This is a genomic window from Acinetobacter sp. YH12095, assembly GCF_013419245.1.
Taxonomy (GTDB): Bacteria; Pseudomonadota; Gammaproteobacteria; order Pseudomonadales; family Moraxellaceae; genus Acinetobacter; species Acinetobacter towneri.
In genome coordinates this window covers 39,509-54,993 of record NZ_VPAL01000013.1, presented here as the reverse complement: position 1 = coordinate 54,993, position 15,485 = coordinate 39,509, and the positions used below count along the sequence as shown (strand labels likewise).

Annotated in this window: 19 protein-coding genes; 12 read left to right on the top strand and 7 right to left on the bottom strand. The window is 40.0% G+C overall.

From position 1 onward, the window contains the following. Positions 1 to 10: 10 nt before the first annotated feature. Complete coding sequence (locus tag FTU35_RS09715) at positions 11 to 340, bottom strand: YbaB/EbfC family nucleoid-associated protein (protein WP_004976621.1); 330 nt, start codon at positions 338 to 340, stop codon at positions 11 to 13. 31 nt (positions 341 to 371) lie between these two features. Continuing rightward, positions 372 to 1,559 (bottom strand): O-succinylhomoserine sulfhydrylase, encoded by a 1,188-nt coding sequence (locus FTU35_RS09710; RefSeq protein ID WP_096901446.1) that lies wholly within the window; start codon positions 1,557 to 1,559, stop codon positions 372 to 374. A gap of 151 nt (positions 1,560 to 1,710) precedes the next feature. Here FTU35_RS09710 and FTU35_RS09705 point away from each other — a divergent pair, with 151 nt between their 5' ends. The 5 genes from FTU35_RS09705 (at position 1,711) to FTU35_RS09685 (ending at position 5,988) form a co-directional block, all read left to right on the top strand. Beyond that, entirely contained in the window at positions 1,711 to 2,805 is a 1,095-nt protein-coding gene (locus FTU35_RS09705; protein ID WP_154320766.1) for an alpha/beta fold hydrolase, read from the top strand. 13 nt (positions 2,806 to 2,818) lie between these two features. Further along, entirely contained in the window at positions 2,819 to 3,691 is an 873-nt protein-coding gene (locus tag FTU35_RS09700) for an NAD(P)-dependent oxidoreductase (protein ID WP_096901444.1), read from the top strand. A gap of 85 nt (positions 3,692 to 3,776) precedes the next feature. Next, positions 3,777 to 4,046, top strand: coding sequence for a YARHG domain-containing protein (locus FTU35_RS09695; RefSeq protein WP_136144520.1), 270 nt, complete (start codon positions 3,777 to 3,779; stop codon positions 4,044 to 4,046). A gap of 38 nt (positions 4,047 to 4,084) precedes the next feature. Further along, positions 4,085 to 4,498 carry an HIT family protein gene (locus FTU35_RS09690; RefSeq protein ID WP_004976632.1) on the top strand — a complete coding sequence of 138 codons (414 nt, stop codon included), beginning with the start codon at positions 4,085 to 4,087 and terminating at the stop codon, positions 4,496 to 4,498. Positions 4,499 to 4,854: 356 nt separating this feature from the next. Then, positions 4,855 to 5,988, top strand: coding sequence for a porin (locus tag FTU35_RS09685; RefSeq protein ID WP_096901442.1), 1,134 nt, complete (start codon positions 4,855 to 4,857; stop codon positions 5,986 to 5,988). Between the two features lie 138 nt (positions 5,989 to 6,126). Here FTU35_RS09685 and FTU35_RS09680 read toward each other — a convergent pair whose 3' ends face one another. Beyond that, positions 6,127 to 6,729, bottom strand: coding sequence for a YidB family protein (locus FTU35_RS09680; protein ID WP_004976634.1), 603 nt, complete (start codon positions 6,727 to 6,729; stop codon positions 6,127 to 6,129). Positions 6,730 to 6,869: 140 nt separating this feature from the next. Continuing rightward, positions 6,870 to 7,364, bottom strand: a complete 495-nt coding sequence (locus tag FTU35_RS09675) for a DUF6231 family protein (RefSeq protein WP_004976635.1) — start codon at positions 7,362 to 7,364, stop codon at positions 6,870 to 6,872. A 34-nt stretch (positions 7,365 to 7,398) separates the two neighbouring features. Here FTU35_RS09675 and FTU35_RS09670 point away from each other — a divergent pair, with 34 nt between their 5' ends. Beyond that, on the top strand, positions 7,399 to 8,271 hold the full coding sequence (locus FTU35_RS09670; protein WP_131261455.1) for a DUF2797 domain-containing protein: 873 nt from the start codon (positions 7,399 to 7,401) through the stop codon (positions 8,269 to 8,271). A gap of 81 nt (positions 8,272 to 8,352) precedes the next feature. Here the strand turns inward: FTU35_RS09670 and FTU35_RS09665 are convergent, their stop codons facing one another. The 3 genes from FTU35_RS09665 to FTU35_RS09655 form a co-directional block, all read right to left on the bottom strand. Continuing rightward, the gene (locus FTU35_RS09665) at positions 8,353 to 10,224 is read right to left on the bottom strand and encodes a SurA N-terminal domain-containing protein (RefSeq protein ID WP_131261456.1); all 1,872 of its coding nucleotides are present in this window, start codon (positions 10,222 to 10,224) and stop codon (positions 8,353 to 8,355) included. 131 nt (positions 10,225 to 10,355) lie between these two features. Beyond that, entirely contained in the window at positions 10,356 to 10,628 is a 273-nt protein-coding gene (locus FTU35_RS09660) for an HU family DNA-binding protein (RefSeq protein WP_004976639.1), read from the bottom strand. A gap of 224 nt (positions 10,629 to 10,852) precedes the next feature. Continuing rightward, positions 10,853 to 11,320, bottom strand: a complete 468-nt coding sequence (locus FTU35_RS09655) for a phasin family protein (protein WP_004976642.1) — start codon at positions 11,318 to 11,320, stop codon at positions 10,853 to 10,855. 195 nt (positions 11,321 to 11,515) lie between these two features. Here FTU35_RS09655 and FTU35_RS09650 point away from each other — a divergent pair, with 195 nt between their 5' ends. The 6 genes from FTU35_RS09650 (at position 11,516) to hscB (ending at position 15,442) form a co-directional block, all read left to right on the top strand. Next, positions 11,516 to 12,163, top strand: a complete 648-nt coding sequence (locus FTU35_RS09650) for a hypothetical protein (protein WP_004976643.1) — start codon at positions 11,516 to 11,518, stop codon at positions 12,161 to 12,163. A 123-nt stretch (positions 12,164 to 12,286) separates the two neighbouring features. Continuing rightward, positions 12,287 to 12,760: an Rrf2 family transcriptional regulator gene (locus tag FTU35_RS09645; protein ID WP_004976645.1), complete on the top strand. Its 474-nt coding sequence runs from the start codon at positions 12,287 to 12,289 to the stop codon at positions 12,758 to 12,760. A 1-nt stretch (position 12,761) separates the two neighbouring features. Further along, entirely contained in the window at positions 12,762 to 13,979 is a 1,218-nt protein-coding gene (locus tag FTU35_RS09640) for an IscS subfamily cysteine desulfurase (protein WP_004976647.1), read from the top strand. A 104-nt stretch (positions 13,980 to 14,083) separates the two neighbouring features. After that, complete coding sequence (iscU, locus tag FTU35_RS09635) at positions 14,084 to 14,470, top strand: Fe-S cluster assembly scaffold IscU (protein WP_004976649.1); 387 nt, start codon at positions 14,084 to 14,086, stop codon at positions 14,468 to 14,470. Positions 14,471 to 14,506: 36 nt separating this feature from the next. Then, the gene (gene iscA, locus FTU35_RS09630) at positions 14,507 to 14,827 is read left to right on the top strand and encodes an iron-sulfur cluster assembly protein IscA (RefSeq protein WP_004976650.1); all 321 of its coding nucleotides are present in this window, start codon (positions 14,507 to 14,509) and stop codon (positions 14,825 to 14,827) included. Positions 14,828 to 14,926: 99 nt separating this feature from the next. Next, positions 14,927 to 15,442, top strand: a complete 516-nt coding sequence (hscB, locus tag FTU35_RS09625; RefSeq protein ID WP_154320767.1) for a Fe-S protein assembly co-chaperone HscB — start codon at positions 14,927 to 14,929, stop codon at positions 15,440 to 15,442. Positions 15,443 to 15,485: the final 43 nt, after the last annotated feature.

Sequence of the window (15,485 nt, the reverse complement as noted above, 5' to 3'; positions counted from 1 at the left end):
ACGCCGTTCCTTAGAATAAACCAGCCAAGCCCGGTGGCAAGCCCATGCCTGAGTTTGCAGACTTCATTTTTTCTTCAGAAATTGCTTCGGCTTGACGGGCAGCATCATTCATTGCAGCGGCAATCAAATCTTCAATCATGTCTGCATCGTCTTGCAATAATTCAGGGTTGATTTCAATGCGTTTGACCACATTACGGCAGGTCATAGTCACTTTCACTAAACCACCACCTGCTTCTGCATGCACTTCAGTTTGCGCAAGTTCTTCTTTGGCTTTTTTAATGTTGTTTTCCACTTCTTTTTGCATGCGCTGTGCTTGCTGCATCAACATATTAATGTTCATAAAAATCTCCGAACAAATGATCTATTTAGTTTTAAATGAGGTCTAAACCGCGCTCGATGTCGCGAATAATATCATCAATATCTTCCAAGCCAACAGAAACACGAATTAAACCTTCGCTGATACCTGCTGCTTGTTTGGCTTCTGGGGTCATTCTGCCATGCGATGTTGTTGCAGGATGGGTAATGGTTGATTTTACATCGCCCAAATTACTGGTGATAGATAGGAAGCGTGTGTTGTCAATCACAGTCCACGCGCCTTCACGCTCGCCTTTCACCACAAAAGATACAACACCACCAAAGCCAGACTGTTGTTTTTTCGCCAACTCATGCCCCGCATGATGCGGCAGACCTGCATAATACACTTTTTCAACTTTTGGATGTGCATCTAGCCACTCGGCAAGTTTTTGTGCGCTAGCGCAATGTGCTTTCATCCGCAGGCTTAAAGTTTCTAAACCTTTTAAGAAAATCCATGCGTTAAATGGACTTAATGAGTTACCCAAAGTACGAATCACACCGTTGATTTCTTCAACCAGTTTATCTTTGCCCACCACAGCGCCGCCTAAAGCACGTCCCTGCCCATCAATATATTTGGTCGATGAGTAGATAATTAGGTCAGCACCAAATTTAATTGGTTGTTGTAAAACTGGGGTACAGAAGGTGTTATCAACTGCAAATAAAGCATTATTTGCATGTGCAATATCGGCAATGGCTTGTAAATCGCCTACTTGTGCCAATGGATTTGATGGTGTTTCAATAAATAACAAACGCGTATTTGGACGAATCGCTTGCTTCCAACTGTCTAAATCTTCTAAATCAACAAAAGTGACATCGACACCAAACTTCATCACGTATTTTTCAAATAGTGAAATGATCGAGCCAAATACAGCACGTGAACAGACTACATGATCACCCGCTTTAAGATAAGCCAAAGTGATCGCATGAACGGCCGCCATACCCGAACTTGTCGCAACCGCACGTTCTGCACCATCTAATACTGCCAAGCGTTTTTCAAAAGCCTGTACAGTTGGGTTGGTATAACGTGAATAGGTATTGCCTTCAATTTCACCTGAGAATTTTGCAGCTGCATCGGCAGCATTTTCACAAACAAATGATGAAGTCAGGAAAATTGGCTCACTGTGTTCGCCTTCAATTGTACGGTTGTGTCCGGTACGAATTGCCAAAGTATCTAATTGATATTCAATGTCGTCGTGTTGACTCATCTTTACTGCTCAGCCCTAAACTTAGTCCTAAGACCTGTTTGTTAAATAATTGCCAACATTTTGAGCGCCAAGCGCATTTAAGGTCAAGGTAAAATGTATAAATATCGCTTAGACTTCATTCAAATCGGCGCCACGTGTGATGGAACACCTCATGAATCAGCTACAAAGAAAATTTAATCCGCACCGAAAAAAGCTTAAAAACCTCAGCACTCGCTTATTTAAAAGCCGTGATTTGATCTTATCTCAGACCACGCCATACGACATCGTGGCACGTTATAAGTATGCGCAGATTCGCTATTACGCTTCGCCAGATAAGCAATATAAAGAGCCGCTGGTTTTTGTTGCGCCTTTAGCAATTACCATGTCGATTTATGACTTATATCCTTATCGCTCTTTAGTGAAACATTTTCAGCATAGCGGTTTTGATGTGTATTTGGTTGATTGGGGACAATTGACCTATCAACATTGTCATTTAAATTTTATGGCTTTTATTCAGGATGCAATCCCTAATTGTATTCAACTCATTTTACAACACGCCAAAGTCGAACAAATTTCACTACATGGTTGGAGTATGGCGGGTATTTTTGCCATGCTTTATACCGCCGACCAACAAACAACTCATATTAAAAACTTGATGGTTTTGGGTAGCCCTGTAGATAGCTATGCTTCGGGGCGGGTTGGTAAACTCTTTCAACTGACCAATCAACTGATTTCTAAATATCCCAAATTGCAACATGCCTTTTATTCAGGAAAAATTCCAAAGCATTTAATTCATACACCGGGTTTAATCAATGCGATTGGTTTTAAGATTTTAGACCCTAGAGCATGGCTGGAAAGCAATAAACAGATGCTGTCGAATCTGCACGACTTACAAACCTTGCATGAAAACGCAACTTTAGCCATTTTTTTAAATAATATGATTGATTATCCGGGTGGGATTAATCAGGACATGGTATTGAATGTATGGCTGCAAAACCCACTCAAACAAGGTCATATTCAACTCAAACAACATCAGATAGACCTTAAAAATATTCATTGTTCACTTTTGGTCGGTGCGGGTGATAGCGATCAAATTGTCACTGCTGAAGCTGCTCAACCTTTATGTGAATTGACAAGTAGTACCGATGTCACGTTTACTCTTATTCCAGGTGGACATTTGGGTTTAATGTCCAGTCAAAAAAGTGCCAATGAATTCTGGCCTAAACTGACCACTTGGTTAGAACAACGATCTAGCAAAATTGCATAAAGAGAGCAAAAACATGATTCAATCTGTTGCATTTATTGGCTTAGGCGCAATGGGCTACCGCATGGCAGCCCATTTACCTAAACATTTTGATACGGTCTATGTCTGGAATCGTAACTTTGCCAAAGCCGAGCAACATGCTGCTGAATATGGCACACAAGCGGTTGAATTGGCTCAAGCGGTGCAAGCAGATATTATTTTTTCTTGCTTGCCCACCAGTACCGAAGTTGAAAACCTGATTGCACAAGTTCAACTTAAAGCAGGTTCAGTCTGGGTCGATTGCACCAGTGGCGTACCCGAAAGTGCTAAAAAATTGGTACAACAACTTGAAGCACAACAGATCGACTTTTTAGATGCACCTGTAAGCGGACAAACCATTGGTGCAGAAAATGCCACATTAACAGTCATGATTGGCGGTAAAGCTGCTGCTTTTGAAAAAGCCCTACCTGCAATTCAGGCTTTTGGTAAAGTGATTCAGCATGTGGGTGAACCTGGTGCTGGCTTTGCCGTAAAAGCGGTGAATAATATGTTAATGGCAGTGAGTTTGTGTGCTGCAGCTGAAGGTTTTACCACCTTAAAAGCACATGGCGTAAACTTAAATCAGGCCTTGCAATGCATAAATGCTTCAAGTGGTAAAAGCGCAGTAACGGAAATGATTTTGCCGCAGCGAGTACTGAATCGCGCTTTTCCAAATACTTTTGCACTCCCTTTACTGGCTAAAGACACAGGTATCGCATTAGATTTAGTCCATGAAGCAGCTTTGCCTGCACCTGTATTGGCTTTAACCCAAAGCCTGATTCAAGCAGCGAATTTAACCGCAGAAAAAGACAGTGATTTTTCCACTGCTGTGAAAATGTATGAATTATGGAGTAATATTACCCTAGAGTAAGAACTCGCCATTGAATATACAGCCATAAACCCAATAATGTGTATTAAGTGGCTAGTCACACCATCATTAAATAGAGGAAACTCTTATGAACAAGTTTAGCATTGCCGTATTTGCAAGCCTTGCAACTTTAATTGGGGCAAGTTCAACTGCTTTTGCATCCGAACAAGAATGTCAAAAACTTAAAAATGACCACGATGTTATTTATGCATCTAAAGGGTTCTGCTTCAAAGACCCAGAAGCTAAAGCACGTTTTGGTAATGACAACTGCTATACAACCAAACCTAAGTTTTCTGAAAAAGAACAACAACGTCTTGACGCAATCAAAGAACGTCAAAAAGAACTGAACTGTAAATAACCGTTCTGAAATATCAAAGCTGAATTTAAGGAATCATAATGGCTTACGATGATCAAAATATTTTTGCAAGAATTCTACGTGGCGAACTTCCTGCAATTAAAGTGTATGAAGATGACCAAGTGCTTGCGTTTATGGACATCATGCCGCAAGCCGATGGTCACACTCTCGTGATTCCTAAAACACCTGCAGTAACTTTATTGGATTTACCTGCAGATGCAGCAGCATATACCATTCAAATTGTGCAAAAAATTGCAAAAGCAATGCAGCAAGCTTTGGGTGTAGATGGTATCGTGTTAATGCAATTGTCAGGTACAAGCGCAGGTCAAACTGTCCCCCACGTGCATTTTCACTTAATTCCGACGTCGGTACATCAGCTTGGGAAACATGCTGCACAAATGGGCGACCAAGACAAAATTAAAGCCCAAGCGGAAAAAATTAAAGCAGCGCTCTAAAATATTTCCAAAATAAGCAGCAAAAATGAATGGAGCACCTGCTCCATTTTTTTCATCTCATACTTTAACCCTGCATTTTTTCAAGCAGTTTATGACAATAGCATTTCAGTCTGCTTGCAATTAAGTTATTCATTTCATATATTTTTTCTAAATTTAAAAACTCAGTCACTAAAAAAATGCGAATAAAAGTAAGTTTTTGATCTAATTTGTACTTTTTAATAATTTTGAAATATTTCCTTAATATTACTGTCGCATTTGTAAGGAATACTTAGCACCAATAGAGAACAGCGGTAGATCAACCCTACTTCTGAACAATGTTTAGGACTAAAAAACAATAGTCTGTATTGGAGCTACACATGAAAAAAACGCTTTGCGCATTAGCAGTTGGGGCAACCTTTTTAACACCAGCATTAGCGATGGCTGCTGATGTTAAAGTTTATGGTCGTGCACACGTATCTTTAGACTATCTTGATGATGGTAAAGACTACAACGAAGTTGGTCTTTCTTCTAACTCATCACGTTTAGGCTTCAAAGCTGAACAAAAATTAGAAAATGGCATGACTGTTTTTGGTCAAATTGAACAAGAAATTAACTTTGCTAGCGGTTCTGCAAATGATGATTTAGAGTTTGCTACTCGTGATACTTTTGTAGGTTTAAAAGGTGACTTCGGTCAAGCGCGTGTAGGTCGTTTTGACAGCCCATTTAAAGCTGCACGTGGTCCAGTCAACTTCTTTGGTGACCAAGTTGGTGACATCCGTAACGTAACTCGTGCTGGTAACTTACGTTTTGATGAGCGTAATGCTAACTCAATTGAATATAAATCACCTAAATTTGGTGGCGGTTTTAATGTTCTAGCTGCACTTTCTTTACATGAAGGTAATAGTGCTGGTTTCACATCTACAACCTCACAAAAAACTACAGTCATTAATACTGTAGACGGTCCAGTTACAGTTGTTGTTCCAGGCACTACAACAACAAATACTAAAGCTGATCGTGATGATAAAGCTTATGACTTAGCTTTAACTTATAAAGAAGGCAAAGTCGATTTTGCTGCTGCTTATGAGCACTATGAAGAAGATGCTGGTCGTGGTGAGCGTGATGGCTTCCGTATTGCCGCTGCATACAAAATCACACCTGAGTTAAACGTTGGTGCTTTATATCAATTGTTAACACATGATAATGAAACTGCAAACCCAGATGCACAAGTATTTGGCGTAGCAGCGGATTATAAAGTTACACCGAAGACTTATGTACGCGGTCAAGTCTTCCATCGTGATGTAGATGCAGATGATGCAAATGCAACATTATTGGCTGTGGGTGTAGAGCACCGTTTAGACAAGGCCGTACGTGTATACGCAAACCTTGCAACTATGCTTAATGACAAAAAATCTAACTTAACACCATGGTCACAAGGTCGCTCAAACAACGTTGGTGGCGTGAATGACGAAGATGCTTTAGGTCTTTCTTTGGGTTTCCGTTACGACTTCTAAGTCTAACCAAACTTAAAAAACCAAAAAACACGCTTCGGCGTGTTTTTTGCATACTTAAAAAACCAAATAAAAACTAAGCCAACAAACTTGCTGGCTTAGTTTATTCAAGTCAGTTTTGCAAAGCTGAATTTTTCAATATTAACGCTTTAAAAATCCAGACACTAAATTCATCACTTGTTGAATATCATCATTGGCTTCTTGTTTGCTAGTTTGCTCACCTTGTGGTGTCAATGAATCAATAATTTGCGGCAATACTGCAGAAATCGCATTATAAATATCTTGCTTTGGCGCCTGAGTTTGCTGTGCGACCTGCTCTACATCGGCATCATCAAATAAACTTTGTACTTGTTCAGCACCTACATGCGCATTTTCACCTGGGCCTGTAGACACCCAATCATCCACCTGACTGGTTAAGCCTTGTCCTTTGAGTTTATCCAAAGCACCTTGCAAGCCACCCTGTTTTTGAATCCATGCCAACACCAAAGGCAAAACTGCAATCAATAAACTTTGTGTACCTGAAGCACCTGTAGCAGAACGCTGTTGTTGCCCACCTAACTGACCTAGTACCGAACCAAGAATGCCACCCAAGCCGCCTTGCGCAGATTGTTGGTTATTACCACCAAGTTGCCCCAAAACCGAACCTAAAATACCACCCAATCCGCCTTGAGATTGATTAGATTGCTGATTCGCGCCCAATGCCTGCTTTGCTAAAATTTCAACAATATTGCTTAAATTGGTCATTTTATTTTCCTAATAATGCCCTTATGACAGCATACGAAGTTTTGACTGAATTGCGCGCTTGAAATTGTTAAATTTTGCAATATCCTAAATTTATGTGAATTAATTATCATTATTAGAATTTTGTGATCGTAATTCAGCACTTACCAGCGGAATTTATCCCAATTTTCAGGGTTTGCCCAAAACTTAGAATTAAACCAATCAGGCACGTGCTTATAAGTCAAAATATTAAATTGCCATAAGCACAAATGATGCTGCTCAAAGCGATGTTCAATCAATTGCGTAAAACCAAGCGCTCTAAGCAATTGCTCATCTTCACGCGCAGCAATCACCACAATACGTTTTGCCAATAAATCACGTAGCTTCACCAAAATTTGCGAGGTGTGTTGTGGTGTCTGCGCAGCAAAATCGGCAGCATCTAAAAATACAACTGCCAAATCAAAACGTTGGGTAAAAGGCAGATTTAAAAATGCCAATGCGCTAAAATACTGCCATTGGATAGTTGGCTGCTCATCAGCCGCTTGATTGTTATACTTCGGGCTTGCTTCAATATTTTGCCCTATACACAATGCAGTAGAAATTGGCTGTTGTTGAGATAAATCATCAATTAATGCTTGAATTAAACGCATTTCAGCCATCACTGCATTCCTTCATTTTCGAGAGAGTATTCTTATGGAACTACAAGGCATTTGCCATAAAATGCACGCAGGTCTTAAGGACCATAGTGTAACTGATGAACAGGTACACAAGGCAAATGTTGAATATAAATTTATTCTAGACCGTGCAGAAATTGACCTGCCTTTTCAGCTTGGGCAAGAACTTGAACTGGAATGGACGGGCAATATTTATTGTGTTTCTTGTGGTGTGAAAACACCAAAATCCTATTCGCAAGGACATTGTTTCAAGTGTTTTAAAACCAAAGCATCTTGCGATATGTGCATCATGAAGCCTGAGACCTGTCACTATCATTTAGGTACCTGTCGTGAAGATAGTTTTGCTCAAGAAGTCTGCTTTCAACCGCACATCGTATATTTAGCCAATTCAAGTGCTTTAAAAGTGGGAATCACCCGTTTAGGTCAAATGCCAACACGTTGGCTAGATCAGGGCGCAACTCAAGCCTTGCCAATTATGAAAGTCGGCTCACGCCGTTTATCTGGGCAATTGGAAGTTATGTTTGGTACACAAGTCGCAGATAAAACCGACTGGCGCAAACTACTCAAAGGCGAAGCAGAGCCGCTAAACCTAATTGAAGTGCGTGAACAACTGATTGAAGAGTTTGCGCCTAAAATTCAGACCATTCGTGATGAGTTTAGTCAAAACCTTGAATTCAACGAAACGGTAGAGCTTTTAGATCAGGAACTTCCGCGTGAATTTGTGTACCCTGTAGAACAGTATCCTGAGAAAATTAAATCGCATAACTTAGATAAAACCCCAATCATTCGCGGCAAACTGCAAGGAATTAAAGGGCAATATTTAATCTTGGATACAGGTGTCATCAACATTCGTAAATACACAGGTTATGAGCTAAAAATTCGCGCTGAATAAATCTTGAAACTGCTTACTTAATCATTTTAGATGCACAAAAAAACCAGCAAATTTGCTGGTTTTTTTGTAGATGTTCATCACTTATTTGATTTTCGCTTTCGATTTCAAATATTGCGTATAGTCATCTAGCTCTTGTTGAGCACGTAATTGTTGATACAACTGCGCTAACTCTTTCAGTTGCTCAGGCGTTAAAGCATTCGATGTAGTATCGTTTACATTTGATACAGCTACCACCACCAATTCATTTGGTATAGATGCTGTTGTTACTGACCACATACCATCTTTAGGCGCAAGCACACTAAATGCAGCACGTTCAATTTCACGCTTTAACAAACCATCTGCACGGGTGAATGTGCCTGCATTTTCAAAACGGATTTGGTTTTTCGCCAAAACGGTCGCTGCAGGTTGAGTTTTAAAGGCATCCAACGCAGCTTGAATATCTTTTTTCGCTGCATCAAAGGCTTTTTTCTCAATCAGTTTAGCTTTTACGCGGGGTGTTGCTTCTTCTAAAGTTTGCACACCTGCGGCATGGTAATTACGCACTTTCACCCATACCACATCGCCATTGGCTAAAGTAATGTTACTCGATGCGTTGCGATCGCCATTTTTCACATCATCATTAAACAATTTAACTTTGACAGATGGCTGGCTTAAAACAGGATGCTGCGCCGCCAAAGTTAAACCATTAACAGATTCGACTTTGGCCGTTTTCACTTCTTCTGCCACAACATCTAAAGCATCACTACTCACCACCAATTCATTTAAGCTGTTGATGGTATCGGTATACGCATTTTCAGTTTTGGCTTTTTGCAACTCTGCCATTAAACGTGCTTTTTGAGTTTCAAACGCAGGGACTTGAACTGTAGCACCTTCTGTTTGAATCACATGATAGCCATATTGAGTTTTAATCGGCTGTGATACTTCACCAGATTTTAAGCTACCCACGGCTTTGTCAAAGGCATCGCCAAATACGCCTGCTTCATAACCTGCAACCTCACCACCTTTGGCTTTAGACTCAGGATCATCCGAATACTTTTGTGCAGCTGCAGTAAAGCTTGTACCTTGCTTAATTTCAGCTGCGGCTTGCTCTGCAAGTTTTTTAGCTGCGGCATCATCACGCGCATCGGTGGTGATTAAAATATGTTTCACTGTCGGTACAGCAGCACCTTTTTGAGTTTCGACAAACTTTTGATAAGCCTGTTGTAACTCTGCGTCAGTGACAGCCGTATTTGCAGGTGCAATATTGGCTGGAGTCACCACAATGTAATCGACATCAACGCTAGCAACCTGTTTAAAGGCATTGGCGTGCTGTTCATAATACGCAGCAATCTCTTGTGCATTTGTGGTGATGTTTTTCTTGTAGTCATCTAACTTAATGCTAGATAAATGCAAAGTACGTTGCTGGGTTTGTAAATTGGCAATTTGCTGAATATCAGACGGGCTAACTAAAGCATAATCGGTAAAGCTAGCACTCAGCATTTTTAACGCATGGTCTTGGCGTAAATTTGCCACAAGCGCCTGATTGGTCATGCCTACAGATTGCAGATAGTTCGCATACAAGCTTTCAGAAAACTTGCCATCTTGTTGGAAATTCGGTTGCTGTGCAATCATTTGTTCAATTTGTGCATCGCTCAAAGAAATCCCTAATTTCTCAGCTTGTTGTAATAACAAGGTACGTGCAACCAACGTATCTTTGGCTTTGTTTTGAATATAATTTTGATTCAATAGTGTTTCATCACCATTGGTATAGGCCAAGTATTGTTCTTTCAAGGAATTGGTCAGATTATCTAATTCTCGTTTTGAAATTTGCTGACCATTGACTGTTTGTGCAGTGTCTTCAGACTGACCTCCACTAAAATATCCTTCAATACCTACAAGTGCTAAAGGGGTCAAGAACAAGACGAGCAAAACTTTGCCCAACCAACCCTTAATAACTTTACGAAAAGATTCCATAAGTATTCCAATATTTTATTTGTGCGAGATTTTAACTGAAAACCCTCAACGAATGAATGCGTTGAAGCCGTTTATTGACATTATTAATAAAAAACGCGCCAATTGGCGCGCTTTCTTGGCATTTTAAAAGATTATGCTACTGAATCTTTTAAACCTTTACCCGCTTTAAAGCTTGGTACTTTGCTTGCTTTAATTTCAAGTGTAGCACCTGTTTGTGGGTTACGACCTGTGCGAGCAGCACGCTCTTTCACATTAAATGTACCAAAACCAACGAGGGTTACAGTATCACCCGCTTTAAGCGCTTCAGTAATAGAAGCAATTGTTGCGTCTAAGGCCTTACCTGCATCAGTCTTAGACAATCCCCCTTTCTCTGCAATTGCATCGATTAATTCTGATTTATTCATGAAAATTACGTCCTCTTAATATCGTTTATTTAAGGTCCAGAGATTTAATTTAAATTACCGTAACGCCTTTATAGCAATGCTTTGAGGGTAAAAGCAATACTCCCTGCACGCTTTTATGCAAAATAAATGGTAAAAACGATGGAACTGTTAGCCTCTATTCAGTTTTGCCCTAAAATACCCGATGTATAATAAAGCAACATCCTTTAAGCCCCCTTTGCACAGAATTACTTTTTCGCAACATCTTCTTTTAATTGTTTATTTTCTTCAATCAACGCATCGACTTTGGCATGTAATTGCAGTACCAATTGCTCCAAATGTTGTAGGTCTTTTGCTGTCACCAAGCCAATTCTATTTAAAGAATGATTGACGCTATGGTCAATTAAACGCTCAACTTTATCTTTAGTATCAATGACCGACTCTTTGGCTTTTTCAGACACTTTTTCAACTGTTTGATCGGCAATTTCTGTAGTTTTAGATTCTAATTCCTCACCCACCTTGACCAGAGAGTCAAACAATTTATTGCCTTCTTCTTCTGCGCGTGAAAATGCACCTAAACCTGCTAGCCAAATTTGCTTGGTATATTTACGAAAATCGAGTGATGATTTACGTCCTGAGCGTAATTTATCTTTATTTTTCAATGTGGTTTCTGATTCAAGCAAATGCTCTTCTACGCTATCCGTCGTTTTTTCCATGAACCTCTCTCCTGCTTATTTTATGCGCACATAAATGTAATAAACCTACAAAATGCTTTCATAATAGCAAATTAAATACTTGATCGTTTTGCTAAACTGTTCTACAAAGCAAGATTATTCGCTGCGCTTCTTAGAATGTATTCTCAACGAAGCGCAAAACAAGGAATTCAACTTTAGATTTAGGGATTTGATTTTATGAGTGATTCGCAACAAAGACAAAGTAATCCACATTTGTTGCTGACCATGCTCATGATTGTGCTGGAAACAATTTTTAGCTTTATTCTAAAACATGATCGTGTGGTCGCTTTGCAGGCTAAAAAGTTTGTCGACCAGAAAATCACCATTAAAATTAATAGCTATATTCCTTATTTCGACATTTACGTGGAATTCAATCCAAACGGCATCTTATTTGACAGCAAAGCACCTGAACAAGCTGTCGATTTAGATGTGCGCACCACCCTCATAGATTTATTTAAAATCTTTATTTTAGGTAATCGTCGCAGTATTAAACACATGCGTATAGATGGTGACATTACCCTTAAAGATGAGTTTCGTGATCTAATTTTGCATTTTAGTGCACCCAAAGTTTTAGCTGACTGGAAACAATGGCTGAAAGAAGCACCGCAAGAACAAGAAGTGATTGGTTCTAAAAAGCGCATTGCCCCACTTTTAGACAAAATTGATGAACAACGCTCTAAGATCAACACCCTACAAGTTGAGCTTAAACAGCATAAAAACCGTATTCGTCGGATTGAACGTCGTCAAAAGCGCATTAACATCGTCTTTGGTGTAATAACAGTACTATTAATTACGTTATTAGTGTATAATTTATGGATCGTTTAAACGCATTAAAATATCAAGAAAAACAGCGTAAATCCTCGCGCACAATATCACAATAAAATACTTGACTAATTTAGTCGGGATTCATAGAATACCCATATCTAGTCTAATCATGTGTATCGAATCATGCGCTTAACAACTCGCGGTCGCTACGCAGTGACTGCTCTACTTGATTTAGCTTTGCAGCCAACTGAACAAACGATCACGCTTGCTGAAATTGCAGCCCGTCAAACTATTTCTGTTGCTTATCTTGAGCAGTTATTCGCAAAACTTAAGCGCCACGGCTTAGTGTCTAGTGTTCGCGGTGCTAACGGTGGTTACCATTTAGCACGTAGTGCAAATGAAATCACTGTGCTAGAAATCATTGAAGCCGTAAACGAAACTGTTGATGCAACGCGTTGCGACCATAAAGGCAACTGTCAAAATGGTGCAATGTGCTTGACTCACGACTTATGGCAGGAACTCTCCCATCATATTGCCGACTATCTCGCTAAAATCTCACTTGCTGATTTAGTTGCGCGTGACAACGTACAAACTGTTGCCATTCGCCAGAACACAGCACCGTTTGATTCAGCTCTGTTATCGGTTACAGGTATTTGACATGAAACGTCCAATTTATCTTGACTACGCAGCAACCACTCCTGTAGATCCTCAAGTTGCAGAACGCATGATGGAGTGCCTGACTTTTGATGGGACTTTCGGTAATGCCGCTTCTCGTTCGCACGCTTATGGCTGGCAAGCAGAAGAAAAAGTTGAATATGCACGTGAACAAGTTGCGAACTTGATCAAAGCAGACCCACGTGAAATCGTGTGGACTTCTGGTGCAACAGAATCAGATAACCTTGCACTAAAAGGCGTAGCACAATTCTATTCGTCTAAAGGCAAACACATTATTACCTCTAAAATTGAACACAAAGCCATTTTAGATACCTGCCGTGAGCTTGAATCTGAAGGTTTTGAAATCACGTACTTAGAGCCACAACCACAAACAGGTTTAATTACACCTGAAATGGTTGAAGCGGCAATTCGTCCAGACACAATTTTAGTGTCGTTGATGATGGTCAATAACGAAATTGGTACGATTACCGATGTCGCTGCAATTGGCGAAATCACCCGTGCCAAAAAAATCTTCTTCCACGTTGATGCTGCGCAAGCTGCAGGTAAGGTAGAAATTGATTTATCTACCTTAAAAGTAGACTTAATGAGCTTCTCTGCACACAAAATCTATGGCCCTAAAGGTATTGGTGCGCTATTTGTACGCCGCAGTCCACGCGTACGCTTAAAAGCACAAATGCATGGTGGCGGTCATGAGCGTGGCATGCGTTCAGGCACACTTGCAACCCACCAAATTGTAGGTATGGGCGAAGCATTTGAACTTGCAGGCAAAAACTTGGCTTCTGAACAAGCCCGTTTACGTGTATTGCGCGACAAACTTTGGAATGGCTTGAACACCATGGAACAAGTTTTCCTGAATGGTCACCCAACACTAAACGTAGCCAACTATTTAAACGTCAGCTTCAACTTTGTTGAAGGTGAATCTTTAATGATGTCTCTTAAAGATGCTGCGGTATCTTCAGGTTCTGCGTGTACTTCAGCGACTTTAGAGCCATCTTATGTATTACGTGCACTAGGTCTTTCAGACGAACTTGCACACAGCTCAATTCGTTTCAGTTTTGGTAAATACACCACTGAAGAAGATATTGATCATGTCCTAACTGTGACTAAAGCTGCTGTTGAAAAGTTACGTGAACTTTCACCGCTTTGGGATATGTATAAAGAAGGGATTGACCTTTCTAAAGTAGAATGGACTGAACACTAATTCATCCCAAATCTAATGGCTTTGACAGGAAGCCATTAGATTGATAAAGGTAAATTCACCCCCATATTTATATTAAGGCTGACCCCGAGGTTTGGAGAAGCGACATGGCTTATAGCGATAAAGTAATTGATCATTACGAAAACCCTCGTAATGTTGGCGTTTTAGACAAAAATGCTGAAAACGTTGGTACAGGTATGGTGGGCGCACCTGCATGTGGCGATGTAATGCGTCTGCAAATTCAAGTGAATGACGAAGGCGTGATTGAAGAAGCACGTTTCAAAACTTATGGTTGTGGTTCTGCCATTGCTTCTAGTTCTTTGGTTACTGAGTGGCTTAAAGGTAAAACTTTAGATGAAGCACAAGCGATCAAGAACATTGATATTGCTACCGAACTTGCCCTTCCACCAGTGAAAGTACACTGCTCTGTATTGGCAGAAGATGCAATTAAAGCTGCTGTAGAAGACTATCGCAGCAAAAAGACCAAAGCTTAATTTGCTAAGTTTTGTGGAAAAACAAACGGAGTTTTCATGATCAATTTAACTGAAAATGCTGCAACTCATATCAGCAATTACTTAAAGAATCGCGGTAAGGGTCAAGGTATTCGCGTTGGTGTGAAAACTTCAGGCTGTTCTGGTTTGGCTTATGTACTCGAATTTGTAGATGAAGTCGATACGCACGACCAAATGTTTGAACAGTTTGGTGTTAAAGTTTTCGTTGATCCGAAAAGCCTAGTTTACCTAGATGGCATGGAAATGGACTATGTCAAAAATGGTTTAAACGAAGGTTTCGAGTTTAACAACCCCAATAAAAAAGGTGAATGTGGCTGCGGTGAATCGTTCACGGTATAACGCCACCTCCCTCTTTTTAGCTTAAAACAGTGTACAATACACTGTTTTAATTGCATTTATGCAGCCAATTTTGCACACTAATTGCGGATTCCATCTCCCATGAATCATTTTGAGTTGTTTAATCTTCCTGTTGCACTCGATATTGATTTCGCTACTTTAAAAGCTGAATTTTTAAAGCTACAGCAGCAATATCACCCCGACAAAGCCGAAGACAAAGATCAAGCCTTGATTAAATCTAGTAAAATTAATCAGGCGTTTAAACAACTCTCTGCGGTAGACAGTCGTGCTGCATATTTACTCTCATTGAAAAAGCAAGATTATCATCTCGATCAATCCATCCATGACTTTGAATTTTTACAAGATGCCTTGGAAATTCGTGAGCAATTGGATGATGCCAACTGTGCCGATGACTTACGGTCATTAAAGGTTGAAGTACAACAATGGGTTGATGGCTTAGTCCGTGAATTTAAAATTGACTATGCCGAAGAAGATTGGGCAGAAGCGCGTGACACTGTGCGTAAATTACGCTTTTTCATGAAAGTTATGGCTGACCTAGACAAAGCTGAAGATCGTTTCCTTGATGATGACAGTTTTGATTTAGACGATGATTTTTAATTTTAGTTTGTATTTTAATATTTAACGGGCAAAGGATTTTACA